This is a genomic window from Pseudomonas sp. Pdm06, from assembly GCF_014851795.1.
In the GTDB taxonomy this organism is placed as follows: domain Bacteria; phylum Pseudomonadota; class Gammaproteobacteria; order Pseudomonadales; family Pseudomonadaceae; genus Aquipseudomonas; species Aquipseudomonas fluorescens_AA.
In genome coordinates this window covers 198,490-223,942 of sequence record NZ_JACVAH010000011.1, presented here as the reverse complement: position 1 = coordinate 223,942, position 25,453 = coordinate 198,490, and the positions used below count along the sequence as shown (strand labels likewise).

Sequence of the window (25,453 nt, the reverse complement as noted above, 5' to 3'; positions counted from 1 at the left end):
TCGATGAATCAACCGGTTTGTGACGCCGTCGTACCTTTCGTCGGGATTGGGCCCCTGACGCCTGATGGGCCGGGCTTTTGCGCCGATAAAAAGTAACAGCGCAAAATCCTGCGCTATGGCAAATTGACACCCCTTCCTGACCCGTCCCTCCGCGGTAGTGTTCTTAATGACCAGAAACATGAAATTCAGCCATAAAATCCTGCTGGCTGCCGCCCTCGTGGTGGCCGTTGCATTCGCCTGTTTCATCCTGTTCAACGACTATCGTCAACGCCAAAGCCTGCACGCCAGCACCGAGACCTCCATGCAGGAACTCGGCAACCTGACCAGCCGTAATATCCAGACGTGGGTCGACGGCCGTATCCAATTGCTGCAATCGCTGGCCCAGCAGATCGCCGTGGACGGCAGCAGTGCCGACAGCCTCAAGCGCGCCGTGGGCCTGCCGGCCTACACCGGCAACTTTCAGCTCAGCTATTTCGGCGGCACCGACGGCGTGATGTTCTCGGTACCGGCCGGCAATCGCGCCGCCGACTACGACCCACGTGCCCGTGGCTGGTACAAGGCCGCCAACAGCGCACAGCAAACCATCGTCACCGAACCGTACATCGCCGCCTCGTCGGGCAAGCTGGTGATCACCGTCGCCACGCCGGTACAGCGCCAGGGGCAGATGATTGGCGTGGCCGGTGCGGACATTGACCTGTCCAGCGTCAGCGCCATCATCAACTCGCTGAACTTCGGCGGCCACGGCCACGCGTTCATCGTCAGCGCCGACGGCAAGATCCTGATCCACCCCGACAGCAAGCGCGTGCTCAAGACCCTGGCCGAGGCCTACCCCAACGGCGCGCCGCAAATCAGCCCGGGCGTGAAGGAAGTCGACCTCGACGGCAAGACCCAATTCATCTCCTTCACCCGCGTCAACGGCGTGCCGGGCGCCGACTGGTACGTGGCGCTGGTGCTCGACAAGGACACCGCGCTGGCGATGCTCAGTGAGTTCCGTACGTCGGCGCTGATCGCCATGGTCATCGCGGTGGTGTTCATCATCGCCCTGCTGGGCATGTTGATCCGCGTGCTGATGCAACCGTTGCTGACCATGGGCCGCGCCATGCATGACATCGCCGAAGGCGAAGGCGACCTGACCCGGCGCCTGGTCATTCACGGCCATGACGAATTCGGCGCACTGGGCACGTCGTTCAACCGTTTTGTCGAACGCATTCACACCTCGATCCGCGAAGTGGCCTCGGCCACCGGCCAGGTCAACGAAGTCGCCTTGCGCGTGGTCAGTGCGTCCAACTCGTCGATGTTCAACTCCGACCAGCAGGCGTCGCGCACCAGCAGCGTGGCCGCGGCCATCAACCAGCTTGGCGCCGCCGCCCAGGAAATCGCCCAGAACGCCGCCCTCGCCTCGCAACATTCCAGCGAGGCCCGCAACCTGGCCGAAGACGGCCAGCAAGTCGTGGATAAAACCATCGCGGCCATGCAGCAGTTGTCGGCCAAGATCAGCGATTCGTGCGGCAACATCGAAACGCTGAACAGCAACACAGTGAACATCGGCCAGATCCTCGAGGTGATCACCAGCATTTCCCAGCAGACCAACCTGCTCGCCCTCAACGCCGCCATCGAGGCGGCCCGGGCCGGTGAAGCCGGGCGCGGCTTCGCGGTGGTAGCCGATGAAGTGCGCAACCTGGCGCACCGCACCCAGGACTCGGCGCAGCAAGTGCAGAAGATGATCGAAGAGCTGCAAGTCGGCGCACGGGAAGCGGTGCTGACCATGACCGATAGCCAGCGCCAGAGCGAAAGCAGCGTCGGCATCGCCAACCAGGCCGGCGAGCGACTGGGCAGCGTGACCCAGCGTATCGGTGAAATCGACGGCATGAACCAATCCGTGGCCACCGCCACTGAAGAACAGACCGCCGTGGTGGAGTCGATCAACGTCGACATCACCGAGATCAACACGCTGAACCAGGAAGGCGTGGAAAACCTGCAAGCCACCTTGCGGGCCTGTTCCGACCTTGAGCAGCAGGCGGCGCGGTTGAAGCAGTTGGTGGGTAGTTTCCGGATCTAGCGCTTTCAAGGGCCCCATCGCGAGCAAGCTCGCTCCCACAATTGACCGCGTTCGAAGTCATCAATGTGGGAGCGAGCTTGCTCGCGATAGCGGCGTCAGCTAGATCGAAAGAATCAGAACCTGGACCCAGGCCTGTTCAAAAACTCTACTTCCTCAACCGTGGACTCACGCCCCAACACCGCATTGCGATGGGGGAACCGTCCAAACCGGGCAATGATCTTCTGGTGCCGCTCGGCATAATCCAGGTTGTCTTCAAACACCGCCCGTTCCGCCTCCCGTTGCTCTCGCACCAGGTCGATAAACCGCGACACGGCCTCGTTCTGCACCGCCAGGTTTTCGCAGTGTTCGAGTACCAGGTAGATGAAGACGCGCTGGATCGGTTTGAGTTGCCGGTCGAAACCCGCCGCCATGCCTTGAGCCACCAGTGCTTGGGCACGCAGGTCACCGGAAAAAGCCTCGGGGGTGTCGCGAAAGATCATCCGCGGGAGTTGATCGAGCAGTAGCACCAGGGCCAGCCAACCTTCCGGGCGTTGCGCCCAATCGGTCAATCCGCCGGCCAGTGCCTGCTCGACCCGATCGCCGAAGCGCTCTTGCGCCTGGCGATCATGGCCTTTGCCGAACCACAGCTTGCCCCTGTCAGCCGATATTTCGTCCGGTGTCTTGGCTGCACCAAACCACCAATCGAGCAACGGCTGCCAGGGCTCGGCCATGCTTTACTCCTTGTGGTAAGCCGTGGCGCGAGCCACTTCTTCCTTCGAACCGAGGAACACGGCCACGCGCTGGTGCAGACCTTCAGGCTTGATATCGAGGATGCGCTGGTGACCGTCGGTGGAAGCGCCGCCCGCCTGTTCCACCAGGAACGACATCGGGTTGGCTTCGTACATCAGGCGCAGCTTGCCCGGCTTGGACGGCTCGCGGCTGTCGCGCGGGTACATGAACAAGCCGCCACGGGTCAGGATCCGGTGCACGTCGGCAACCATCGCGGCGACCCAGCGCATGTTGTAGTTCTTCTTCAGCGGGCCTTCTTCGCCTGCCAGCAATTCTTCGACGTAGCGTTTCACCGGGGCTTCCCAGTGACGCTGGTTGGACATGTTGATGGCGAATTCCTGGGTGGTTTCAGGAATGGTGATGTCTTCGTGGGTCAGTACGAAGCTGCCCATCTCACGGTCCAGGGTGAAGCCCTTGACGCCGTCACCCAGGGTCAGCACCAGCATGGTCTGGGGGCCGTAGATGGCATAACCGGCGGCGACCTGCTCGGTGCCCGGCTGCAGGAAGGCCTTTTCATTCAGGGCTTCGTTCTGGCTCAGGTACTCGTTCGGGCAACGCAGTACCGAGAAGATGGTGCCGACCGGCGCGTTGATGTCGATGTTCGACGAACCGTCCAGTGGGTCGAACACCAGCAGGTAGGCACCCTTGGGATACTTGCCCGGGATCTGGTAGGCATTGTCCATTTCCTCGGACGCCATGCCGGCCAGGTGACCACCCCATTCGTTGGCTTCGAGCAGGATTTCGTTGGACAGCACGTCGAGCTTCTTCTGCACTTCACCCTGCACGTTTTCGGTGCCCATGCTGCCCAGGACACCACCCAACGCGCCTTTGGAGACGGCGTGGCTGATTTCCTTGCACGCACGCGCCACCACTTCGATCAAAAAGCGCAGATCGGCAGGGGTATTGTTGCTGCGGGTCTGCTCAATCAAATAGCGACTCAAGGTAACGCGGGACATGGACGGCTCCGAAGAATAGGGGGCGGAAAAACCAGCGCAGTTTAGCGCGAGTCGGGACTTAATTCCTCCTATGAGACGGGATATGGAGGATTGAGTTCACGGGGTGGCGGCTCGCTTGGATATTTCTGTCGATTGAGAGGACGCCATCGCGAGCAAGCTCGCTCCCACAGTTGACCGAGTTGTTTCGACGAACGCGGTCTATTGTGGGAGCGAGCTTGCTCGCGATGAACGCACCTCAGCTCTTGACCGGCGGTTTGCGAAGCAGGCTGAACGCCATCGCCGCGAGGAACAGCACGCTCAGCAGCAACACCGCCCACAAGCCGATTTTCTTCCAGTTGGTATCCACCGTCGCAGGCGCGGTTGCGGTTGCAGGGGTCGCAGTTGGCGTCGACGTGGCCGCGCCGTTCACCGTCGCCGTCCCCAGCGTCGCCAGGCGCGACGGTTTGTAATCAGGCACCAGCGTGCTCAATGGCAAGCTGGCCGCTTTGACTGTCGCGCTGCCCAGCGCCAGGCGGTAAGGCCCTTCGCCCCGCGCCAGGAACACCACCTGGGTCGGGCGCACGGCAAAGCGCAGGGCCGGGGCTTCGGTTCCCAGGCCGCCGCCACGCTCGTCCACGGTCAGTTTCAATTGCTGCACGGTCTGGCCGGACAGTTGCAATTGGTTTTGCAGCACATCCTGGCCGTTCTGGGTCAGGCGATAGAGCAAGCCACTGCCCAGTGGCTGCCACGGATGGCTGCTTTCACGGCGACCGGCCAGGGTCACCGGCGCCAGGCTGTTGGCCTGGCTCAGTTCGACCTGCACTTGTTCGATGTTCAGCCCCATGGGCAACTGCCAGGTGTACTCACCGGCCTTCGTCGTGCTGCCGGCCAACGGTTGCGACCAGACCAGCGGCAACGGCAGGCTTTCGCGGCTGGCGCTGTGCAGCTGGGCCGAGGTCAGCACCGGCGCGGAGGACGGCGAATCCCACAGCAACCGCAGATAGCGCGCCGGTTGCCCCGGCAGGTTCACTTCATGCTGCTCGACCCGCTCATCGGCAAAGGTCAAGCGCGCCACCTGGCCTTCACCCCAGGATTGCCAGTGCTGCAAGTCGTCACTGGCTTCGATGGTGAACCGCTGGAAGCCGTCGCGCTCGCTGGTCCAGTCGAGGACCAACTGCTGCAACGGTGCCTTGATCGCGCTGGCATCCAGCAACCAACCGCGCAGTTCCTCCTCCCCCGCTTCGAGCCGACTCGATGGCTGGACTTCCACCAGCGTGCCATTGGCGTTCGACTGCACACGTACGCTGGGCGCGCGCTCGCTGTCGTCGGCGGCGTTGTATAGCGGGAACCACTTCACATCGGTGAGGGTGCGGTTTTCCCGGCTCTGGGCCGACTCGCGCACCAAGGCGTAGGCCTGGGCCTGGCCGGCGGCGTTGAAGACGCGCAGGTCGCTCAGGTCGGTCTGCCGCGCCTGCAACTGCACGTCCAGTGGCAACGGCAGGCGATACCACGGCCCTTCGCCGCTCAGGGCCAACGGCACTTGATGGGCGAAATCCGCCGCTTGCTCCTGGGCCGTAGCCGACAACGCCACCCACAATCCGACCACGCCCAGCCCGATCCGATTCAACTTGCGACTCAAGATGACACTCCCTCACTGACAGGCATAGGCGGCTCATCCTGGGCGACCGTCTCCGGGCGCTTGGGCGGCAGCGGCGCAAAGTAGCCCACCACCAATAGCAATACACCCACGCCGATGAACGACACGATCCGCGCCAGACCGCCACGGTTACTCAATTCGACAAAGAACAGCTTCGCCACGACCACGGCGATCAACGCCGCACCGATCAGCCACACTTCACGGCGATGGCGCAGATGCCCACCGATCATCAGGCCCAGGGCGATCAAGGTCCAGACAATGGACAACCCGGCCTGCACGAACATCGATTCGAGCAGCGCGTCCAACTCGTATGGCACCCCCATCCACTGGTGGGCCGTGCGCATCACCAGGGCGGTGAAGAACGCGAACAGCGACACACCGGCGATCAACTGGGCGATGTGCCCGACGCGATTCCAGCCGTTCGTCGATTGCTCCACGGCGTTGCGAGCCCACACATAGATACCGAACAAGGCGAACAGCAGGCCCAGCTCCAAGGGATTGAGCAACGGCACATAAGGCAGTGGCTCTGAGTTGCCATCACTGAAGGTGTTGGTCAGCCAGAACCAACCGAGCATCAACAGCGCCATGGGCGCCGCCGCATAGACACGATATTCCCGTGGTTGTGCCGAAACCGGCCATGGCAAGGTACGCGGCGTGGCCATCAGCACCAGATACAGACCTGGCAGGATCGCCCAGGCCAGCCAGCGCCAAGCGTTGTACTGCTCGGACAGCAACAGCAGGCCGTAACGCAATTCCAGCATCAACACCGCCATCAGCAACCAGCAACCGAGTACGTGGGCCGTACTGCGCGCCCGGGCCGGCAGCACCGGCGCCAGGCGCTTGAGCGAGAGGAAATGCACGGCAAATACCGCCAGCCAGGCCAGCCAGCCAAAGTCCGCCGCCGGGTGGTAGCGGCTATCCCACGCTGCGACAAGCACACAGCCCGCCGCCGGGATCAACAGGGTGCACAGCAACCCCAGTGCCGGCCATTTCAACCGCAGCGACAAAACGCTCCACACCGCCACGCTGATGGCCGCGACCAACAACAGCATGCTGCCTTGCAGGTTCGCCGGGGCAAAACGCAGCACTTCGCTGACCCACGCCAGCGCCCACCAACCCGCGCCCCAGATCAGCAACAGCTCGGACAGGCGCTGCAAGCTCAAGGCGTCCAGTTCCTGCGCCGCGTGCGCCCGCTGCAGACGCCATGCGCCCACCAGCGCTGCCAGCCCCAGGACCAGCGGCGTCCAGAACCCGCTGTGGGCCAGGGGTCGCAGGTCCTCGGCATTGAGCGGCCCCAACAGTGCCGGCCCCGCCATCAGGAACGACGCGCCGCCGAGCAGTTGCAACAGCAGACCGAAGACAAAGCTCACGCGCTGTTTCAGGTACAGGCTCAGCCAGATGATCAACAGCCCGCTGGCCGCCCACACCCCGCTCGCGGTTTGCCAGGGCAGGACGAACAGCACCGCGAGGTTGATCAGCACCAGCCCCGCCAGCAGTACCACCGACAAGCCGCGCAGCAACCGGACATCGTTGCGCACCATGTCGTCGCGCGCCGCCAGCAACATGCCGCCGATCAACGCCAGACCGATCAGAGAAGCACTGAGCAAACCGCTCCAGCCCGCGCTGAACACCGCCGCCGAATCGCCCTCGGCGCCTTGCAAGCGCAACAGGAACAGTGCGCCGCCGAGCAATTGCACCGCGAACGCGGTGAACAGGAAACTGCGCGATTGCAGGCGCAGGCCGACAAACAACGTCGCCAATCCGGCCAGGGCCCAGGCGATGGCCGTGCCGTGGGTGAAGAAGAACAACGGTGCCAGCAGATAGAGGAAACTCAAGCCCAGCACCGCCAGCACCGGCAGGCCTTGGCGCTCCCAAGCCGCCGTGTGTTCAGGGGCGGCCTTGCGCAGTTGGTAGAACGTGAACAGCAAAGCGCCGCCGAGCATCAACGCCCCCAACGGTGAGCCGTCGAGCAGGCTGCTTTCGCCAGATCGCAATTCGCTGAGGAAGGCCAGCGCCGAACCCAATTGCAGCAGCAAAGCAAAGGCTCGTGCGAAAGGTCGTTGCTGACGCAGGCCCAGCCAGAAAATCCCCGCGCCCTCCACGGCCCAGGCCGCGGCGGTCCAACGGGCGTCGAGCCCCAACGGGATTGCCAGGCTGGAAAAAATCACCCCCAGGGCCAGGCAGGTTTCCGCCAACAACAAGGCGCGGCCGCCCATCAATAGCCGCGCCAGGCCCATGTAGATCATGCCCAGGGCCAGGGCGCTGAAGGCAGCGGCGAACTCCAGGTGCTGCACCAACGCGAACTGCAAGCCGAAGCCCACCAGCGGCGGGGCGAACAGCATCGTGCCGTCCACGTAATCGCCCTTGCGCGCCGACCAGCGCAACAACGCGTCGCGGCTGCCCTCTTCGGGGGCGTCGTTCATTTCCAGCAGCTTGCGGCGGGTGAACAGCAAGCCGATCGCCAGGTAGATGAGGAAGAACAGGATCAGGAACGGCTCGGTGCTCCAGAGCAGTTCTGGCGTGTAGGAACGCAGGCCCCAGGCGAAACCGATGCCGAAGGTGCCGACAAAACCGATCAGGTTGAGCAGGCGCCAGGCCTTGAACCAGGCTATCGCGAGAATGCCGGCATTGAGCAGGATGAAATAGCTGAACAGCGCGACGTGGTTGCCGCTGCCGGTAGAAGTCAGGATCGGCGCGGCGAACCCGCCCAGTGCCGCCGCCGCAGCCAGGCCCAGGGCATTCTGGGTAACCGCCAGGATCGCCGAAAACACCGTCACCGCCACCAGCAAGCCCAGGGCCGCCTTGGAATCGAGCAACGGATGCAAGCGCATGGCGGCGAACACCGTCAGGTACAACACGGCGATCCCGGTGCCCTGGAGCATCAGCGCATAACTGTTGTTGCGCTGGCGCAACCACCAGCCCAGGCCCAACAGGCCCAACGCACTGGCCGCGACGCCGGCGTAACGCAATTCGATCGGCACCACCATGCCTTCGGTGGCATAGCGCAGCAGAAACGCCAGGCCGAGGAACAACAACACCACACCGACCCGCAGCACCGTATTGCCGCCGAACAACCAGTTGCGCGCACCGATGATGGCGCGGTCGAACAGATTCGGACCACGTGGGGCCGCCGGCTCCGCAATCATTGGCTCCAGAGGCAGAGGAGCAAAATCGCGCTCGGCACGCCGACTGGATGTCTCTGGCGCGGGCTTCCAAATGTCATCGGGCAACGGCTGGCTGGCCTGGGTGGCCATCGCGGGAGCGGGTTCGAGGTCTGACGGAAATTCCCAGACGAGCTCCGGTTCGATGCGCGTTGCGGGCTTCGCGGCCTGGGGCACGACAACCTCGGGTGCGGGGGCCGGATCACTCGGTTCGGCCACCTTGCCGCGTTCGAGTACCGCCAGGCGGCCCTCCAACGTGAGCAAGCTCTGCTGGGCCTCTTGCAACAAGATCTGTTGCTTGGCCGCCTGGACACCCAGGCGCCCCAATCGAAACGCCTGGGCGATGCCAAGTCCCACCAGTGCGCCTATCAGCGCATCGGCGAACGACTCGTCCACCACCCAGCCGAGTGCCAGGCCCAACAACGTCAAGATCCATTGCATGGTTGATATCCCTAAGCGGCCCGTTGCGGGCATGACCGGGGTGATGCGATGCCTGGATCAGTCTAGTGGAACCCCAAACCCACATTGGAATGTTGGCGCTGCCAATTGCTGAGTCCGGCCACAAAGCCCGGCGAAACTGGCGCCTAGTATATCGACGAAGCCCAACCGCCGTTGGGCTTCGCTCACATTTCTTGCAGCAAATGCTACTCCAGGGCTTTCCAGATGTCGGTGGCGTATTCACGGATGGTCCGGTCCGAGGAGAACCAGCCCATGCGCGCGGTGTTGAGCACCGCCGAACGCCACCACTGCTTGTCGTCGTGCCAACGCTCTTCGACCCGGGCCTGGGCGCTCCAGTACGAGTCGAAGTCGGCACAGACCAGGAAGCGGTCATAGTCAACCAGCGAGTCGACAAGCCCGGCGTAGCGCATCGGATCATCCGGCGAGAACACCCCGCCGCGAATCGCCTGCAACACATCATTCAGGCGATGGGAGGCGGCGATGTCCGGCGCAGCGCTGAACTCACCGTTTTGCTTGCGCGCTTCCACTTGCTCAGCCGTCAGGCCGAAAATGAACATGTGCTCGCCACCGACGCGCTCATGCATCTCCACGTTGGCGCCATCCATGGTACCGATGGTCAGCGCGCCGTTGAGGCCGAACTTCATGTTGCTGGTGCCCGACGCTTCGAAGCCGGCCGTGGAAATCTGCTCCGACAGGTCCGCCGCCGGAATGATGCTTTCGGCCAGGCTGACGTTGTAGTTGGGCAGGAACACTACTTTGAGCAAACCGCGCACGGTCGGATCGTTGTTCACCACTCGGGCGATGTCGTTGGTCAGCTTGATGATCAGCTTGGCCTGGTGATAACTGGCGGCGGCCTTGCCGGCGAAGATCTTCACCCGCGGCACCCAATCCACTTCCGGCTCGGCACGGATCGCCTGGTACAGCGCCACGGTGTGCATCAGGTTGAGCAACTGGCGCTTGTATTCGTGGATCCGCTTGACCTGCACGTCGAACATCGCCGCCGGGTTGACGGCAATGCCCAGTCGCTCGTGGATCAGGTAAGCCAGGGCTTTCTTGCTGTGCAGGCGCTGCTCGGCGAACTGTTTGCGGAACGCCGGCTTGTCGGCGAACGGCTCCAGTTCGATCAGGCGCTCCTCGGGGTTGTCCAGCACGCTCGGGCCGAGGGCGTCGACCATCATCGAGGTCAATTCGGCGTTGGCCTGGAACAACCAGCGGCGGAAGGTGATGCCGTTGGTCTTGTTGTTGATCCGATCCGGATAGAGCTTGTGCAGCTCGGAGAACACCGTGCTGCGCATCAGTTGCGTGTGCAACCCGGACACGCCGTTGACGCTGTGGGAACCGAGGAATGCCAGGTTGCCCATGCGCACCCGGCGACCGTTGTCCTCTTCGATCAGCGAAACCGAGCGCAGCACGTCGAAATCGTGCACGCCTTTGGCCCGCAGCGAATCGATGTGCTGGGCGTTGATCAGGTAGATGATCTGCATGTGCCGGGGCAACATGCGCTCCATCAGCCCCACCGGCCAGGTCTCCAGGGCTTCGGGCAGCAGTGTGTGGTTGGTGTAGGACAGCGTGTCCTGGGTGATCTGCCAGGCCGCATCCCAGGCCACGTCATAGACATCCACCAATTGCCGCATCAGCTCGGCCACGGCGATGGACGGGTGCGTGTCGTTGAGCTGGATCGCCGCATGGTCGCCCAGGGTCAGCACCGAGGTGTGCATGTTGCGATGGCGCCGCAGCAAGTCCTGCAACGAGGCGGCGACAAAGAAATATTCCTGGCGCAGGCGCAATTCCTGGCCGGCTTCGGTGCTGTCGGCCGGATAGAGGACGCGGGAAATACTTTCGGCCCGAGCCACTTCCGCCACCGCGCCCAAGTGGTCGCCGGCGTTGAAGCGCTCCAGGTGCAAGTCTTCCACGGCCCGGGCGCGCCACAGACGCAGGGTGTTGACGCTGGCACCGCGCCAACCCACCACCGGCGTGTCGTAGGCGATGGCCCGCACGGTTTCGGCCGGGGACCAGACTTGCCGGGTCTTGCCGGCCTCATCGGTCACGGTCTCGACGCTGCCGCCAAAACCGATCGGGTAGACCACCTCCGGCCGCTCGAACTCCCACGGGTTGCCGAAATCCAGCCAATGCTCGGTCTGCTCCTGCTGCCAGCCATCGACAATCGCCTGGCGGAACAGGCCGTGCTCATAACGAATGCCGTAGCCATGGCCAGCGATGCCCAGTGTGGACATGCTTTCCATGAAACATGCCGCCAAGCGGCCAAGACCACCGTTGCCCAGCGCCGCATCGGGTTCGAGCAAACGGATGCGCTCCAGGTCCACGCCCAGCTCGGTCAGGGCCTCACGCGCGGTGTCCAGCAGGCCAAGGTTGCTCAGGCTGTCGTAGAGCAAGCGGCCGATGAGGAATTCCAGGGAGAGGTAATAGACGCGCTTCTGGCCCTTGCGGTAGATCTGCCGCGTGTGGTCCATCCAGTGTTCGACCATGTGGTCGCGGGCGGCCAGGGCAATGGCTTCGAACCAATCGTGATCAAACGCATGATCCGGGTCCTTGCCGACGGCGTAAGTGAGTTTGGTCAACACGGCGTCGCGAAATGCCGCAACTTCAGCTTCGCGAACAAGTGGTTCTTGAGTCATTGATGAGACCTCGAACGAGCATGGAATTGTCTGAGCCTAGTCGGTCTGACAGACGGTACAGGCTCTTGGTTCGGTGGATTCCCCCGAGTGTCGGAGAATCGTCGCCAGAGAGTTGCCGGATGGGCAAATGAATGCAGGGGCCGTGCCGGTCCTCGAGCGTTTTAGCGCAGATGAAAAAAAAACCGGCAGATGGTCGTTCAAAATTTCACCAGTCCCGGTATGATCGCGCGCCCTGATGCATGCTGGTAAACCGTGATGATGAAGCCCAACCTGATCGCCGCCGCGGAGATCGACCGACTCGATACCTGGGCCAAGTACTCCGCCCCGATGTGCGGTTCCTGCGTATCGAGCTGCTGCACGCTGCCGGTGGAGGCCAAGATCAAGGACCTGATCCGCATCGGCATCGTCGATGAGTTCGAACTGGGCGACCCGCCGAAGAACATCGCCAAGCGCCTGCAAAAGGAAGGGATCGTCGAGCGCTACAACCAGAAGTCGGAAATTTTCACGCTCCAGCGCATGAGCAACAACGATTGCCTTTATCTGGACCGCAAGAGCCGGTTGTGCACCATTTACGAGAAGCGCCCGGACACCTGCCGCAACCATCCGCGGATTGGGCCACGGCCGGGGTATTGTGCCTACAAGCCCAAGGAAGTGGAGCGCGAGCGGAATCCGCGGACGTTGGACAAATTCTGATCGACTGCGGGTTCAGCGGTGCCTGAGCCGACGCCATCGCGAGCAAGCTCGCTCCCACAGGGGATTCCTGTCGGACACAACATCTGTACCCACTGCAAATCCACTGTGGGAGCGAGCTTGCTCGCGATAGGGCCCTGACAGGCGCTACATCACTTCCAGGCATAAAAAACGCCCCTGATCTCACAATCAGGGGCGTTTTTTTTCAGCCGCTAACTAAGTCGAAACTCAGTTGCCGCTTTTCTTGGCAGCGCGGGTACGCTCGCTTTCGCCAAGGATTTTCTTACGCAGGCGAATCGACTTAGGCGTCACTTCGCACAATTCGTCTTCCTGTACGAACTCCAGCGCTTGCTCCAGGGTGAACTTGACCGGCGGAACCAGGGCGATGGTTTCGTCCTTGCCCGAAGCACGCATGTTGTCGAGCTTCTTGCCTTTGGTCGGGTTCACGCCCAGGTCGTTGTCGCGGCTGTTCAGGCCGACGATTTGACCTTCGTAGATATCCTGGCCGTGCTCGACGAACAGCTTGCCGCGCGCTTGCAGGGTTTCCAGCGAGTAGGTCAGGGCCTTGCCGGTCGCAACCGATACCAGCACGCCGTTCTGACGGCCGGACATGTCGCCGGACTTCATCACGTCGTAACGATCGAAGATCGAGGTCAGGATGCCGCCACCGGAGGTCAGGGTCAGGAACTCGTTACGGAAACCGATCAGGCCACGGGCCGGGATGTTGTACTCAAGGCGCACACGGCCCTTGCCATCCGGAACCATGTTGGTCAGGTCGCCTTTACGCAGGCCCATTTGCTCCATGATCGCGCCCTGGGATTCTTCCGGCAGGTCGATGGTCACGTTTTCGTACGGTTCGTGCTTGACGCCATCAACCATGCGGATGATCACTTCAGGACGACCCACGCCCATTTCGAAGCCTTCGCGACGCATGGTTTCGATCAGTACCGAGAGGTGCAGCTCACCACGGCCGGACACTTTGAACTTGTCGGCCGAGTCGCCTTCTTCAACGCGCAGGGCAACGTTGTAGAGCAGCTCTTTGTCCAGGCGTTCCTTGATGTTACGGCTGGTCACGAACTTGCCTTCTTTACCGCAGAATGGCGAGTCGTTGACCTGGAAGGTCATGGAAACGGTTGGCTCGTCGACGGTCAACGGCTTCATCGCTTCGACGTTCAGTGGGTCGCACAGGGTGTCGGAGATGAACAGTTGCTCGAAGCCGCTGATGCAGACGATGTCGCCGGCCGCAGCTTCTTCAACGTCGATGCGGTGCAGGCCGTGGTGACCCATCAGCTTGAGGATACGACCGTTGCGCTTCTTGCCGTCGGCGTCGATGGCAACCACCGGGGTGTTCGGCTTGATGCGACCACGGGCGATACGGCCAACACCGATCACACCCAGGAAGCTGTTGTAGTCCAGTGCCGAGATCTGCATCTGGAACGGACCGTCACGGTCGACTTTCGGCGCTGGTACGTCGTCGACGATCGACTGGTACAGCGGGGTCATGTCTTCAGCCATGGCAGTGTGGTCCAGACCGGCAATGCCGTTCAGGGCCGAGGCGTAGACGACTTTGAAGTCCAGCTGTTCTTCGGTGGCACCCAGGTTGTCGAACAGGTCGAAGATCTGGTCCAGAACCCAGTCCGGACGCGCGCCTGGACGGTCAACCTTGTTGATGACCACGATCGGACGCAGGCCGGCTTCGAACGCCTTCTTGGTCACGAAACGGGTTTGCGGCATAGGGCCGTCTTGAGCGTCAACCAGCAGCAGCACGGAGTCGACCATCGACATCACGCGCTCTACTTCACCACCGAAGTCGGCGTGGCCCGGGGTGTCCACGATGTTGATGTGGTAGCCGTTCCAGTTGATGGCGGTGTTTTTCGCCAGGATGGTAATACCGCGCTCTTTTTCCTGGTCGTTGGAGTCCATCACGCGCTCGTCGTTGAGCTCGTTGCGCTCCAGGGTGCCGGATTGACGCAAGAGTTTGTCTACCAGGGTGGTCTTACCATGGTCAACGTGAGCAATGATGGCGATGTTGCGTAGATTTTCGATCACTTGTGTATCTCGATCAGAGGATTCGGTGTGCTGACAGGTCGTGGCAGCGATTTACGTTGAGTCCGACAAAGCCGTTACAGCCTGTCGGCGGCGTCGGGGGGCCGGTGACGCAGGCCACAGGCAAACAGCCCCGGGCACTTAGCTCGGTCGATAAACGCGCACATTGGCATGCCCCTCACTGAGCAAATGGTGGGCATGCAGGCGACTCATCACGCCTTTGTCGCAATACAGCAGGTACTGGCGAGTAGGGTCCAGTTCCTTGAAACGCGCGTTCACGGCATAGAACGGCATCGTTTTTACCTCGATGCCGGCGACACTCAGCGGGTCGTCTTCAGCGTCATCCGGGTGGCGGATGTCGATGATGATCTGACCGGCCAGCGCTTCGCCGACTTCTTCAATCTTGATGTCCTGGCCCAATTCGTCGATGACGCGATCGATCGGCACCAGCCTGGCGTTTTCGAGCGCTCGCTCGAGTACCGCCATGTCGAATTCTTTCTCTTCGTGCTCCACCCGCCCGCGCTTGGCCGCCGTCTTCGGATTGACCGAGATGACGCCGCAGTATTCCGGCATGTGCCGGGCAAACTCGGCGGTGCCGATTTCGTTGGCCTGGTCGATGATGTCCTGCTTGTGGCTGGCGATCAGTGGACGCAAGACCAGCTTCTCGGTCACGCAGTCGATCACCGACAGGTTCGGCAACGTCTGGCTCGACACCTGGGAGATCGCCTCGCCGGTCACCAGCGCATCGATTTGCAGGCGGTCGGCAATTCGTGAAGCGGCGCGCAACATCATACGCTTCAAAATGACGCCCATATGACTGTTATCGACTTTGCCGAGAATCTCGCCCAGGACTTCCTCGAACGGCACACTCACAAATAACACGCGTTGAGAGCTGCCGTACTTCTTCCAGATGAAGTGCGCCACTTCCATCACGCCCAATTCATGGGCACGCCCGCCGAGGTTGAAGAAGCAGAAATGGCTCATCAACCCGCGACGCATGATCTGGTAGGCGGCCACCGTGGAGTCGAAGCCACCGGACATCAGCACCAGGGTCTGCTCCAGCGAACCCAGCGGATAACCGCCGATGCTGTTGTGCTGGCTGTGGATCACGAACAACCGCTGGTCGCGAATTTCGATGCGCACTTCGATTTCCGGGTCTTTCAACGAAATACCGGCCGCGCTGCATTGCCGGCGCAACTGGCTGCCGACGAACTTCTCCACATCCATCGAGCTGAACGCGTGCTTGCCGGCACGCTTGCAACGCACCGAAAAGATCTTGCCGGCCAGTGCGTCACCATAATGAAGCATGCACTTGGCAAGGATGTCGTCGAAATCCCCCAGCGGGTATTCATCGACTTGCAAAAAATGCGCGATGCCCGGCATGCAACTCAGGCGCTCGGTCATTTCCTTCAGGAGCTTGGGTTCGCTGACACGGGTTTCCAGTTCGAGGTTGTCCCACACGCCATTCACCACCACGGCCGGATCCAGGTCTCGGAGCACGGCACGGATGTTCTTGGCCAACTGGCGGATGAAACGCATCCGTACCGGGCGGCTCTTGATGGTGATCTCGGGGAAGACTTTTACGATTAGTTTCATGAAAACAGCGCGCGAACGGCCAGCCGAAAAAGGGGGGCGCGGATTATAGCGGAAATTGCTCAAGGTTTAACCAGTTAATGTGCAGATGGTTTTACGCGCACCAAAACAGGTCATTATCGATTGGCGACGCCACATTGCAGTGCGTTATTGTCGGACAATCTTTGATTTACGCCTTTAAAAGCGTGTATTTGGTGCAAAAAACCCATGCTGGGGCACTGGCATGCAATTTGCTCCCTTGTGAGGCAGGTTGCCTTGGCAGAGTATTCGCGCCGGCATCACCCATATCTAAGGGCACTCCACTACCCGCCCGAAGCCACCCGGAGGACATATGTCGAAGTCGGTTCAACTCATCAAAGATCATGACGTCAAGTGGATTGATCTGCGCTTCACTGACACCAAAGGTACTCAACATCACGTGACCATGCCGGCCCGTGATGCGCTGGACGACGAATTCTTTGAAATCGGGAAAATGTTCGACGGCTCCTCCATCTCTGGCTGGAAAGGCATCGAAGCCTCCGACATGATCCTGATGCCGGACGACGAAACCGCCGTCCTGGACCCGTTCACCGAAGAGCCGACCCTGATCCTGGTCTGCGACATCATCGAACCTTCGACCATGCAAGGCTATGACCGCGACCCACGCGCCATCGCCCACCGCGCCGAGGAATACCTGAAGTCCACCGGTATCGGCGACACCGCCTTCTTCGGTCCTGAGCCTGAGTTCTTCATCTTCGACTCGGTCAAGTTCAAGTCCGACATCTCCGGCTCCATGTTCAAGATCTTCTCCGAACAAGGCTCGTGGATGTCCGACCAGGACGTGGAAGGCGGTAACAAAGGTCACCGTCCAGGCATCAAAGGCGGTTACTTCCCGGTTCCACCGTTCGACTTCGACCACGAAATCCGTACCTCCATGTGCAACGCACTGGAAGAAATGGGCCAGACCGTCGAAGTTCACCACCACGAAGTGGCGACTGCCGGCCAGAACGAAATCGGCGTGAAATTCAACACGCTGGTCAAGAAGGCTGACGAAGTACAGACCCTCAAGTACTGCGTACACAACGTTGCTGACGCTTACGGCCGCACCGCGACCTTCATGCCGAAGCCTCTGTACGGCGACAACGGTTCGGGCATGCACGTTCACATGTCGATCTCCAAGGACGGCAAGAACACCTTCGCAGGCGAAGGCTATGCCGGTCTGTCGGACACTGCCCTGTACTTCATCGGCGGTATCATCAAGCACGGTAAGGCCCTGAACGGCTTCACCAACCCGTCGACCAACTCCTACAAGCGTCTGGTACCAGGCTTCGAAGCCCCGGTCATGCTGGCCTACTCGGCTCGCAACCGTTCCGCCTCGATCCGTATTCCTTACGTGAACAGCCCTAAAGCCCGCCGTATCGAAGCACGCTTCCCGGATCCGGCTGCCAACCCGTACCTGGCCTTCGCTGCACTGATGATGGCCGGCCTGGACGGTATCCAGAACAAGATCCACCCTGGCGATGCCGCTGACAAAAACCTGTATGACCTGCCGCCTGAAGAGGCCAAGGAAATCCCACAGGTGTGTGGCAGCTTGAAAGAAGCCCTGGAAGAGCTGGACAAGGGCCGTGCATTCCTGACCAAAGGCGGCGTATTCAGCGATGACTTCATCGACGCTTACATCGCACTGAAAAGCGAAGAAGAAATCAAGGTTCGCACCTTCGTACACCCACTGGAATATGAGCTGTACTACAGCTGCTGATCCGGTAGCGCCGCCACGCACGGCGTGAAATAAAGAAAGGCCTCCCTCGGGAGGCCTTTTTTATGGGCGCAGGTTACGTGCATGATGCCCCGTAGCCCCCCCATAGAAGACGAGACTGCCCATGACTTTGCGCTTCAAGCTCTGCCTTGCCCTGTCTGCCGCGCTGCTGGCCTCCACCGCCGCAGCCGCCTCGACCTCGACTCCCGCCCCCGAGGCCCTGACCCCGTTGCTTAACGCCATTGGCGAACGCCTGGCCATCGCCGATCAAGTGGCGCTGAGTAAATGGGACAGTGGCAAACCCGTAGAGGACCGTCAGCGCGAGCGTGAAGTCATCGCCGCCGCCGTTGCCCAGGCACCGGCCTACAAACTGAGCAGCGAAACCGTGGAAGCGTTTTTTGCCGCCCAGATAGAAGCCAACAAAATGGTGCAGTACATCAACTTGTCCGACTGGGCCCTGGACGGCAAGGCCCCGGACCTCCCGCGTCCGGACCTGGTGGGGCAGATCCGCCCGCAGCTCGACCGCCTGCAGAAACGCCTGTTGCAACAACTGGCCGACTTTGCCCCCTACCGCACCGACCCGCAGTGCCCGCAATGGCTGGCCCGTGCCACCCACCACAACAAGCAGCACCCGGTGCACCGGCTCGCCCTGATCCGAGCAACCGCAGAGCTGTGTATCTCCACAAAAGCCTAAGCCCCCCCTGTGGGAGCGAGCTTGCTCGCGATGAGGCCAGCACATTCAACACCTCAGTGCCTGACACTCCGCCATCGCGAGCAAGCTCGCTCCCACAAGGTAGGTCATGGCCCAACACACAACAACTTGGGCCAACCCTCCCCCCTGACCTATGCTGCAACCCAACACTTCTAGTTTTCGGTCGATTTTATGGGGCGCGGTTTTTCAATCATCCTGTTGTCGCTGCTGGCACTGCCCGCCGCCGCGCAGATCTACAAGTACATCGACGCCGAGGGCAATACCGCCTACAGCAACCAGCCGCCCCAAGGCGTCCCGGCCCAGACGGTGGAGTTGCCACCGCTCAACAGCATCGAACGCCAGTCTCCGGCCAGCCCGGGCACACCGACGCCCCCCATCAACAGCGAAAAGCAGGGCGATGCCTACGAAACCCTGGAACTGACCGACATCCCCACCGACGAGGCCCTGCGCGCCAACAACGGCACCTTCACCGTTGGCGTACACGCTCAACCGCGCCTGCGCAGCCCGCATCTGTTCCGGTTGCTGCTGGACGGGCAGCCCTACGGCCAAGCGAGCAACGTGCCGCGCCTGCAATTGGTGAATATCGACCGGGGCGAACACAGCCTGGCGGTTCAAGTCATCGACGGCGACAACCTCGTGCAGCAAAGCGAAACCGTCACCTTCACCGTGCAACGGGTGCACCAGCCATGATCCGCTGGCTGCTCGCGCTGGGCCTGGTGCTGACGGCGATGCCCGGCGTGGCGCAGGTCTACACCTACATTGATGCCCAGGGCAATCGCGTGTTCACCGATCAGCCGCGCCCTGGCAACGCAAAGAAAGTCCAACTGCCACCCGGCAACCGGATGCCGGCGCCGCCCACGGGTACAGCCTCGGCGCCCGCGACCGAAGCCAGGCCCGAACCGTTGTTTCATTACGAAATGCTCAGGCTGTTGATTCCCGAGCCGGACGCGACGATACGCAGCACCGCAGGCGAATTGATCGTCAGTGTCACCAGCGAACCGAGCCTGAGAAAAGGCCACCGCTACCGCCTGTTGCTCGACGGCAAACCAACGGGCGCGCCGGGACCGAGCCCGGTATTCGCCTTGAGCGACATCGATCGAGGCACCCATCACCTGGCGGTCGAAATCCTCGACGAGCAGGACCGTATCGTCGAACGCACCGCCAACCAGCCCTTCCACATGCAGCGCATATCCCTTGCGCAGAAGCGCCGCATCAAGCCCTGTGCCATGGCCGATTACGGTCAACGCCCCGAGTGCCCTCTCGCCGAAAAGCCTGAAGAAGAAAAAAGCAGCATCTTGCCGTTTTTTTAACACCACCCAGGCTGTCGCACTATATTGGTGCAATAGCTTGCACGCTACTCAGTCCAAAAACCCATTTTGGTTCGAAAGTACCCGGAAAAGCTGGCAGAACGCCACGCAAGCGACCGAAAAACACCCTTTTGAGGCTCTAAACGCTTCTTTTCGGAGCCTTGGTTTGGTTTTTGCATTTTCCTTGTGACAGCGCATTAATCGCGCGCGCAATTTGGGACCGGTCCCGAGTTGCTACGCTCCAAAAGAGGTCCTGATGACCATTAGCGACGCACTACACCGCTTGCTGCTCGACAACCTCACCACCGCGACCATCCTGCTCGACGCCGAACTGCGTCTGGAGTACATGAACCCGGCGGCGGAGATGCTCCTGGCCGTCAGCGGCCAGCGCAGCCACGGGCAGTTCATCAGCGAGTTGTTTACCGAATCTGCCGAAGCGCTCAATTCCCTGCGCCAAGCGGTGGAGCAGGCTCACCCGTTCACCAAGCGCGAGGCGATGCTCACCGCCCTGACCGGCCAGACCCTGACCGTGGATTATGCGGTCACGCCGATCCTGAACAACGGCGCCACCCTGTTGCTGCTGGAAGTCCACCCGCGTGATCGCCTGCTGCGCATCACCAAGGAAGAGGCGCAGTTGTCCAAGCAGGAAACCAGCAAGATGCTGGTGCGGGGCCTGGCCCACGAGATCAAGAACCCTCTCGGCGGAATACGTGGCGCGGCACAGTTGCTTGCCCGCGAACTGCCGGAAGAAAGCCTCAAGGACTACACCAACGTCATCATCGAGGAAGCCGACCGCCTGCGGAACCTGGTGGACCGCATGCTCGGCTCGAACAAGCTACCGTCCCTGGCGATGTGCAACGTCCATGAAGTGCTGGAGCGCGTCAGCAGCCTGGTGGAGGCGGAAAGCCAGGGTTGCATCACTTTGGTGCGCGACTATGATCCAAGCATTCCCGACGTCTTGATCGACCGCGAGCAGATGATCCAGGCGGTACTGAATATCGTGCGCAACGCGATGCAGGCCATCAGCAGCCAGAACGAACTGCGCCTGGGTCGCATCAGCCTGCGTACCCGCGCCATGCGCCAGTTCACCATCGGCCACGTGCGCCATCGCCTGGTGACCAAGATCGAAATCATCGACAACGGTCCGGGCATCCCTGCCGAACTGCAGGAAACCATCTTTTTTCCCATGGTCAGCGGCCGTCCGGATGGTACCGGGCTGGGCCTGGCCATTACCCAGAACATCATCAGTCAGCATCAGGGCTTGATCGAATGTGAGAGCCACCCCGGCCACACCACTTTCTCGATCTTCCTGCCACTGGAACAAGGAGCCACATCGACATGAGCCGTAGTGAAACCGTGTGGATCGTCGATGACGACCGTTCTATCCGTTGGGTCCTGGAAAAAGCCTTGCAACAAGAAGGCATGACCACCCAGAGCTTCGACAGCGCCGACGGGGTGATGAGTCGCCTGGCGCGTCAGCAACCGGACGTCATCATCTCCGACATCCGCATGCCTGGCGCCAGCGGCCTGGACCTGTTGGCGCGGATTCGCGAGCAGCATCCGCGACTGCCGGTGATCATCATGACCGCCCATTCCGACCTGGACAGCGCCGTGGCGTCCTACCAGGGCGGCGCTTTCGAATACCTGCCCAAGCCATTTGACGTCGACGAAGCCGTATCGCTGGTCAAGCGCGCCAACCAGCACGCCCAGGAACAACAAGGCATGGAAGAGGTGCCGGCCCTGGCCCGCACCCCGGAAATCATCGGCGAAGCGCCGGCGATGCAGGAAGTGTTTCGCGCCATCGGGCGCTTGAGCCACTCCAACATCACTGTGCTGATCAATGGCGAGTCGGGCACCGGTAAGGAACTGGTGGCCCACGCCCTGCACCGCCACAGCCCACGGGCGGCGTCGCCGTTCATCGCGCTGAACATGGCGGCGATTCCCAAGGACTTGATGGAGTCCGAGCTGTTCGGCCACGAAAAAGGCGCCTTCACCGGCGCGGCCAACCTGCGGCGCGGGCGCTTCGAGCAAGCCGACGGCGGCACGTTGTTCCTCGATGAAATCGGCGACATGCCGGCCGACACCCAGACCCGCTTGCTGCGCGTGCTGGCCGATGGCGAGTTCTATCGGGTCGGCGGCCATACACCGGTGAAGGTGGACGTGCGCATCATCGCCGCGACCCACCAGAACCTGGAAACCCTGGTTCACGCCGGCAAATTCCGTGAGGACTTGTTCCACCGCCTGAACGTCATCCGTATTCATATCCCTCGCCTGGCGGATCGTCGCGAAGACATCCCGACCCTGGCCCGGCACTTCCTCAGCCGCGCGGCCCAGGAACTGGCGGTCGAGCCCAAGCTGCTCAAAAGCGAAACCGAGGAATACCTCAAGAACCTGCCGTGGCCGGGCAACGTGCGCCAGTTGGAGAACACCTGCCGCTGGATCACGGTGATGGCTTCAGGTCGCGAAGTGCACATCAGCGACCTGCCGCCGGAACTCCTGAGCCTGCCCCAGGATTCGGCCCCCGTGACCAACTGGGAGCAAGCCCTGCGCCAGTGGGCCGACCAGGCCCTGGCCCGCGGTCAGTCGAGCCTGTTGGACAGCGCGGTACCGGCCTTCGAGCGGATCATGATCGAAACCGCCCTCAAGCACACCGCCGGCCGCCGCCGCGATGCCGCCGTGCTGCTGGGCTGGGGCCGCAATACCTTGACCCGCAAGATCAAGGAGTTGGGGATGAAGGTCGACGGTGGGGATGATGATGACGGGGATGAGGGCTGATCAGTCTTCAGCCCTTCGCTGAATTTGAAGGCCCAATCGCGAGCAAGCTCGCTCCCACAAGGGAAACGCAATTCCTGGACTGCCCCCCAAAAGTCAGATGGGTGTCCAACTTTTTGGGGGCAGTCCATCCTGTGGGAGCGAGCTTGCTCGCGATGCTTTTAAAGGCCTCATGCACCGCATCAATGCACTGCGAACCGCAATTGCACATGCACTACCCGCCAAAACCAATCGGCCCAGCTCGAAAAAACCGCACAAACAAAAGCAAAAGCCCCGGAATACGGGGCTTTTGCGTTACAGAAAGCGTTTTTGTGACAAATAATTTAAAACTGGCACGCCCCCTGCAATAGCTAGATCACTACCCAGTTTCGGGGACCTTGGTACAGGCAGGCCGGGGAATCCCCATTTTATACCGGGCTCAGCGAGCCCACTGTTTTGGGGGCCTTGATACAGGCAGGTCAAGGTTTCCCTTCTTTACACCCAGGGCCATGCGCTTAGCGCGAGCCCTCCCGTTTTGGGGACCTTGGTACAGGCAGGCCGGGGATTCCCTCTTTTATTGCTCCTGGAGACGGACCTCCAGCCGCCAGCGATCATCGACCTCGCTGCCGGCCCACTCCCCTCGCAATGGACGCGCCGCCACCAGCGTCAGCAACAACCCCTCGTCACTCAAACGCACCCGCCAGTTCACATCCTTGCCGTTGAGCTTGAGCTGGCCCTTCTGCGGCTGGCCTTCTGCTTGGAACAGCAACGCCACTGAGCCGTCGACAATTTCGCCATGGAGCTTGGGTTCATTGTTGAACCAGGCCACCAGCGCTCCGTCTGTCACCTCGATCTGTTGCAACGCGCTCGGCTCGGGCGTGGTCAGGCGCCCGATCATCAGCCCGACCATCACGCCAACGATCGCCAAAGAGCCCATCACCCGAGGCATTAGCTTCGAACGTCGGTCGGTTTGCGGCGTAGAATGCCGCTCATCTTTATCTGCGGAGCCGTGCATGTTTCACGTCATCCTTTTTCAACCGGAAATTCCGCCGAATACCGGCAACGTCATCAGGCTGTGCGCCAACAGCGGCTGCCACCTGCATTTGATCGAACCGCTGGGCTTCGACATGGACGACAAGCGCCTGCGCCGCGCCGGCCTCGACTACCACGAGTATGCCACCTTGCAGCGTCACGCCGACCTCGCCAGTTGTCTGGAAAGCCTCGGGCATCCGCGTCTGTTCGCCTTTACCACCAAGGGTTCGCGGCCGTTCCATGACGCCAGCTTCGTCGCCGGTGACGCTTTCCTGTTCGGCCCGGAAAGCCGTGGCCTGCCGGCCGACGTACTGGATGCCCTGCCCACCGAGCAGCGCCTGCGCCTGCCAATGCGCGAAGGCTGCCGCAGCCTGAACCTGTCCAATACCGTGGCGGTGGCGGTTTATGAGGCGTGGCGGCAGAACGGCTTCGCCTGACCCCTTCCTGTCAGCCAGAAACACCTGTGGGAGCGAGCCTGTGGGAGCCGAGCTTGCTCGCGATGAGGTCGACACGGTTCAACTGCAAAACCGTGTCATCGTTCATCGCGAGCAAGCTCGGCTCCCACAGGGCTCGGCTCCCACAGGTTTTGTGCCTGGCCGTCGAGCGCTATGCCTGGCAGTGGACGCTTACTGAACGGTCGCGCCGCCTTCTTGTTGCATGCGCTGCAGTTCTTGCGCATACAGGGCATCGAAGTTCACCGGCGCCAGCATCAGGGCCGGGAACGAGCCGCGGGTCACCAGGCTGTCCAGGGTTTCCCGGGCGTAAGGGAACAGGATGTTCGGGCAGAACGCGCCCAGGGTGTGGCTCATCGAAGGAGCATCCAGGTTCTTGATCAGGAAGATCCCGGCCTGTTGCACTTCAGCGATGAACGCCACTTCGTCACCGTTCTTGACGGTGACCGACAAGGTCAGCACCACTTCGTGGAAGTCATCTTCCAGGGCTTTCTGACGGGTGTTCAGGTCCAGGCCTACGCTCGGCTCCCACTGCTGGCGAAAGATCGCCGGGCTTTTCGGGGCTTCGAAGGACAGGTCACGTACATAAATGCGCTGCAAGGAGAATTGCGGTGCGGCTTCTTCTTCGCTGGCAGCTGTGTTCTGTTGGTCAGTCATCGCAGATCCTTCTTACTTTCAGGTTCTTTAGTGGGAAATTCAGGCCTTGAGCAGCGCGTCGAGCTTGCCGGCGCGCTCCAAGGCGAACAGATCATCGCAACCGCCCACGTGGGTGCTGCCGATCCAGATCTGCGGCACGGACGTGCGCCCGGCCTTCTGGGTCATTTCGGTGCGCAGTTGCGGCTTGCCGTCGACCTTGATCTCTTCGAAGGCCACGCCTTTGTTCTGGAGCAGGGACTTGGCTCTGGAGCAATAGGGGCAGTAATCGCTGGAATAGACAACAACGTGGGACATTTCACTTCACCAGGGGCAGATTGTCGGCTTTCCAGCTGGCAACGCCGCCGGACAGCTTGGCGGCGGTAAAACCGGACTTCATCAGCTCGCGGGCGTGGGTGCCGGCGTGCTGGCCTTGGGCGTCCACCAGGATCAGCGTCTTGGCCTTGTGTTTCTCCAGCTCGCCGATCCGCGCCATCAGTTTGTCCTGGGGAATGTTCACCGCCCCGACAATGTGACCGGCGGCGTAATCCTTGCTCGGGCGGATGTCCACCACCAGGCCGGCATCCTTGTTGACCAGTGCGGTCAGCTCGCCAGTGCTCAGGCTGCGACCGCCGCCCTGCATCGTGTGGGCAACCAGCAACGCCAGCAGCACGACGAAGATACCGACGAGAATGTAGTGGTTAGTGGCAAATTGAATCAGGTGAGCAACCATCGAAGGAGGTTCCAGGGCGTTAAAATGTCGGCCAGTATACACAGCACGCAAGGCCGGCCAAACCCCGCCCGGCGGTGACGCCGCCGGAACTTAC

The 25,453-nt window shown here is 61.5% G+C and carries 20 protein-coding genes; 9 read left to right on the top strand and 11 right to left on the bottom strand.

What is annotated here, in order from left to right; genetic code table 11:
* The first annotated feature begins 166 nt into the window (after nt 1-166).
* Nucleotides 167-2,059 carry a methyl-accepting chemotaxis protein gene (locus IB266_RS19055; protein ID WP_225613584.1) on the top strand — a complete coding sequence of 631 codons (1,893 nt, stop codon included), beginning with the start codon at nt 167-169 and terminating at the stop codon, nt 2,057-2,059.
* 113 nt (nt 2,060-2,172) lie between these two features.
* On the opposite strand, the gene IB266_RS19050 is transcribed toward IB266_RS19055, so the two are convergent.
* From IB266_RS19050 to IB266_RS19030, 5 genes are all read right to left on the bottom strand, one after another.
* A complete protein-coding gene (locus IB266_RS19050; RefSeq protein WP_192262097.1) occupies nt 2,173-2,769 on the bottom strand; it encodes a DUF924 family protein in 597 nt (198 codons plus the stop codon).
* Between the two features lie 3 nt (nt 2,770-2,772).
* Nucleotides 2,773-3,783 (bottom strand): class 1 fructose-bisphosphatase, encoded by a 1,011-nt coding sequence (locus tag IB266_RS19045; RefSeq protein WP_018607993.1) that lies wholly within the window; start codon nt 3,781-3,783, stop codon nt 2,773-2,775.
* Between the two features lie 235 nt (nt 3,784-4,018).
* Nucleotides 4,019-5,401, bottom strand: a complete 1,383-nt coding sequence (locus IB266_RS19040) for a DUF3999 domain-containing protein (RefSeq protein ID WP_192262096.1) — start codon at nt 5,399-5,401, stop codon at nt 4,019-4,021.
* Entirely contained in the window at nt 5,398-9,021 is a 3,624-nt protein-coding gene (locus IB266_RS19035) for a DUF2339 domain-containing protein (RefSeq protein ID WP_192262095.1), read from the bottom strand. The genes IB266_RS19040 and IB266_RS19035 overlap by 4 nt, the downstream gene beginning before the upstream one ends.
* A 203-nt stretch (nt 9,022-9,224) precedes the next feature.
* On the bottom strand, nt 9,225-11,675 hold the full coding sequence (locus IB266_RS19030; RefSeq protein WP_192262094.1) for a glycogen/starch/alpha-glucan phosphorylase: 2,451 nt from the start codon (nt 11,673-11,675) through the stop codon (nt 9,225-9,227).
* 255 nt (nt 11,676-11,930) lie between these two features.
* On the opposite strand from IB266_RS19030, the gene IB266_RS19025 reads away from it, so the two are divergent.
* On the top strand, nt 11,931-12,368 hold the full coding sequence (locus tag IB266_RS19025) for a YkgJ family cysteine cluster protein (protein WP_025211360.1): 438 nt from the start codon (nt 11,931-11,933) through the stop codon (nt 12,366-12,368).
* A gap of 225 nt (nt 12,369-12,593) precedes the next feature.
* On the opposite strand, the gene typA is transcribed toward IB266_RS19025, so the two are convergent.
* On the bottom strand, nt 12,594-14,414 hold the full coding sequence (gene typA / locus IB266_RS19020; protein ID WP_003186725.1) for a translational GTPase TypA: 1,821 nt from the start codon (nt 14,412-14,414) through the stop codon (nt 12,594-12,596).
* Between the two features lie 138 nt (nt 14,415-14,552).
* Nucleotides 14,553-16,007: a tRNA uracil 4-sulfurtransferase ThiI gene (thiI, locus tag IB266_RS19015; protein ID WP_192262093.1), complete on the bottom strand. Its 1,455-nt coding sequence runs from the start codon at nt 16,005-16,007 to the stop codon at nt 14,553-14,555.
* Between the two features lie 328 nt (nt 16,008-16,335).
* Here thiI and glnA point away from each other — a divergent pair, with 328 nt between their 5' ends.
* From glnA to ntrC, 6 genes are all read left to right on the top strand, one after another.
* Nucleotides 16,336-17,742: a type I glutamate--ammonia ligase gene (gene glnA / locus IB266_RS19010; RefSeq protein WP_014336114.1), complete on the top strand. Its 1,407-nt coding sequence runs from the start codon at nt 16,336-16,338 to the stop codon at nt 17,740-17,742.
* A gap of 121 nt (nt 17,743-17,863) precedes the next feature.
* Nucleotides 17,864-18,433, top strand: coding sequence for a chorismate mutase (locus IB266_RS19005; RefSeq protein ID WP_192262092.1), 570 nt, complete (start codon nt 17,864-17,866; stop codon nt 18,431-18,433).
* Between the two features lie 189 nt (nt 18,434-18,622).
* On the top strand, nt 18,623-19,141 hold the full coding sequence (locus IB266_RS19000) for a DUF4124 domain-containing protein (RefSeq protein ID WP_192262091.1): 519 nt from the start codon (nt 18,623-18,625) through the stop codon (nt 19,139-19,141).
* Complete coding sequence (locus IB266_RS18995) at nt 19,138-19,761, top strand: DUF4124 domain-containing protein (RefSeq protein WP_192262090.1); 624 nt, start codon at nt 19,138-19,140, stop codon at nt 19,759-19,761. Before IB266_RS19000 ends, IB266_RS18995 begins: the two co-directional genes overlap by 4 nt.
* Nucleotides 19,762-20,014: 253 nt before the next feature.
* Nucleotides 20,015-21,100 (top strand): nitrogen regulation protein NR(II), encoded by a 1,086-nt coding sequence (gene glnL, locus IB266_RS18990; RefSeq protein WP_053117539.1) that lies wholly within the window; start codon nt 20,015-20,017, stop codon nt 21,098-21,100.
* Nucleotides 21,097-22,533 carry a nitrogen regulation protein NR(I) gene (ntrC, locus tag IB266_RS18985; protein WP_060739603.1) on the top strand — a complete coding sequence of 479 codons (1,437 nt, stop codon included), beginning with the start codon at nt 21,097-21,099 and terminating at the stop codon, nt 22,531-22,533. Before glnL ends, ntrC begins: the two co-directional genes overlap by 4 nt.
* A gap of 550 nt (nt 22,534-23,083) precedes the next feature.
* Here ntrC and IB266_RS18980 read toward each other — a convergent pair.
* Nucleotides 23,084-23,524 (bottom strand): hypothetical protein, encoded by a 441-nt coding sequence (locus tag IB266_RS18980; protein WP_192262089.1) that lies wholly within the window; start codon nt 23,522-23,524, stop codon nt 23,084-23,086.
* Here IB266_RS18980 and trmL point away from each other — a divergent pair.
* Complete coding sequence (gene trmL / locus IB266_RS18975) at nt 23,523-23,978, top strand: tRNA (uridine(34)/cytosine(34)/5-carboxymethylaminomethyluridine(34)-2'-O)-methyltransferase TrmL (RefSeq protein WP_192262088.1); 456 nt, start codon at nt 23,523-23,525, stop codon at nt 23,976-23,978. The two genes, IB266_RS18980 and trmL, sit on opposite strands and share 2 nt — an antisense overlap.
* A 189-nt stretch (nt 23,979-24,167) precedes the next feature.
* Here the strand turns inward: trmL and secB are convergent, their stop codons facing one another.
* The 3 genes from secB to IB266_RS18960 are packed head-to-tail and all read right to left on the bottom strand — an operon-like array spanning nt 24,168 to nt 25,359.
* Nucleotides 24,168-24,650, bottom strand: coding sequence for a protein-export chaperone SecB (gene secB, locus IB266_RS18970; RefSeq protein ID WP_060739605.1), 483 nt, complete (start codon nt 24,648-24,650; stop codon nt 24,168-24,170).
* Between the two features lie 39 nt (nt 24,651-24,689).
* Nucleotides 24,690-24,944: a glutaredoxin 3 gene (gene grxC, locus IB266_RS18965; RefSeq protein WP_060739606.1), complete on the bottom strand. Its 255-nt coding sequence runs from the start codon at nt 24,942-24,944 to the stop codon at nt 24,690-24,692.
* Between the two features lies 1 nt (nt 24,945).
* A complete protein-coding gene (locus IB266_RS18960; RefSeq protein ID WP_060739607.1) occupies nt 24,946-25,359 on the bottom strand; it encodes a rhodanese-like domain-containing protein in 414 nt (137 codons plus the stop codon).
* Nucleotides 25,360-25,453: the final 94 nt, after the last annotated feature.

What these genes read in the sequence shown, in the direction of transcription:
- IB266_RS19055 (WP_225613584.1), top strand. Translation starts at nt 167, where the DNA reads ATGACCAGAAACATGAAATTCAGCCATAAAATCCTGCTGGCTGCCGCC.
- IB266_RS19050 (WP_192262097.1), bottom strand. Translation starts at nt 2,769, where the DNA reads ATGGCCGAGCCCTGGCAGCCGTTGCTCGATTGGTGGTTTGGTGCAGCC.
- IB266_RS19045 (WP_018607993.1), bottom strand. Translation starts at nt 3,783, where the DNA reads ATGTCCCGCGTTACCTTGAGTCGCTATTTGATTGAGCAGACCCGCAGC.
- IB266_RS19035 (WP_192262095.1), bottom strand. Translation starts at nt 9,021, where the DNA reads ATGCAATGGATCTTGACGTTGTTGGGCCTGGCACTCGGCTGGGTGGTG.
- IB266_RS19030 (WP_192262094.1), bottom strand. Translation starts at nt 11,675, where the DNA reads ATGACTCAAGAACCACTTGTTCGCGAAGCTGAAGTTGCGGCATTTCGC.
- IB266_RS19025 (WP_025211360.1), top strand. Translation starts at nt 11,931, where the DNA reads ATGATGAAGCCCAACCTGATCGCCGCCGCGGAGATCGACCGACTCGAT.
- thiI (WP_192262093.1), bottom strand. Translation starts at nt 16,007, where the DNA reads ATGAAACTAATCGTAAAAGTCTTCCCCGAGATCACCATCAAGAGCCGC.
- glnA (WP_014336114.1), top strand. Translation starts at nt 16,336, where the DNA reads ATGTCGAAGTCGGTTCAACTCATCAAAGATCATGACGTCAAGTGGATT.
- IB266_RS19005 (WP_192262092.1), top strand. Translation starts at nt 17,864, where the DNA reads ATGACTTTGCGCTTCAAGCTCTGCCTTGCCCTGTCTGCCGCGCTGCTG.
- IB266_RS19000 (WP_192262091.1), top strand. Translation starts at nt 18,623, where the DNA reads ATGGGGCGCGGTTTTTCAATCATCCTGTTGTCGCTGCTGGCACTGCCC.
- IB266_RS18995 (WP_192262090.1), top strand. Translation starts at nt 19,138, where the DNA reads ATGATCCGCTGGCTGCTCGCGCTGGGCCTGGTGCTGACGGCGATGCCC.
- glnL (WP_053117539.1), top strand. Translation starts at nt 20,015, where the DNA reads ATGACCATTAGCGACGCACTACACCGCTTGCTGCTCGACAACCTCACC.
- ntrC (WP_060739603.1), top strand. Translation starts at nt 21,097, where the DNA reads ATGAGCCGTAGTGAAACCGTGTGGATCGTCGATGACGACCGTTCTATC.
- trmL (WP_192262088.1), top strand. Translation starts at nt 23,523, where the DNA reads ATGTTTCACGTCATCCTTTTTCAACCGGAAATTCCGCCGAATACCGGC.
- IB266_RS18980 (WP_192262089.1), bottom strand. Translation starts at nt 23,524, where the DNA reads ATGCACGGCTCCGCAGATAAAGATGAGCGGCATTCTACGCCGCAAACC.
- secB (WP_060739605.1), bottom strand. Translation starts at nt 24,650, where the DNA reads ATGACTGACCAACAGAACACAGCTGCCAGCGAAGAAGAAGCCGCACCG.
- grxC (WP_060739606.1), bottom strand. Translation starts at nt 24,944, where the DNA reads ATGTCCCACGTTGTTGTCTATTCCAGCGATTACTGCCCCTATTGCTCC.
- IB266_RS18960 (WP_060739607.1), bottom strand. Translation starts at nt 25,359, where the DNA reads ATGGTTGCTCACCTGATTCAATTTGCCACTAACCACTACATTCTCGTC.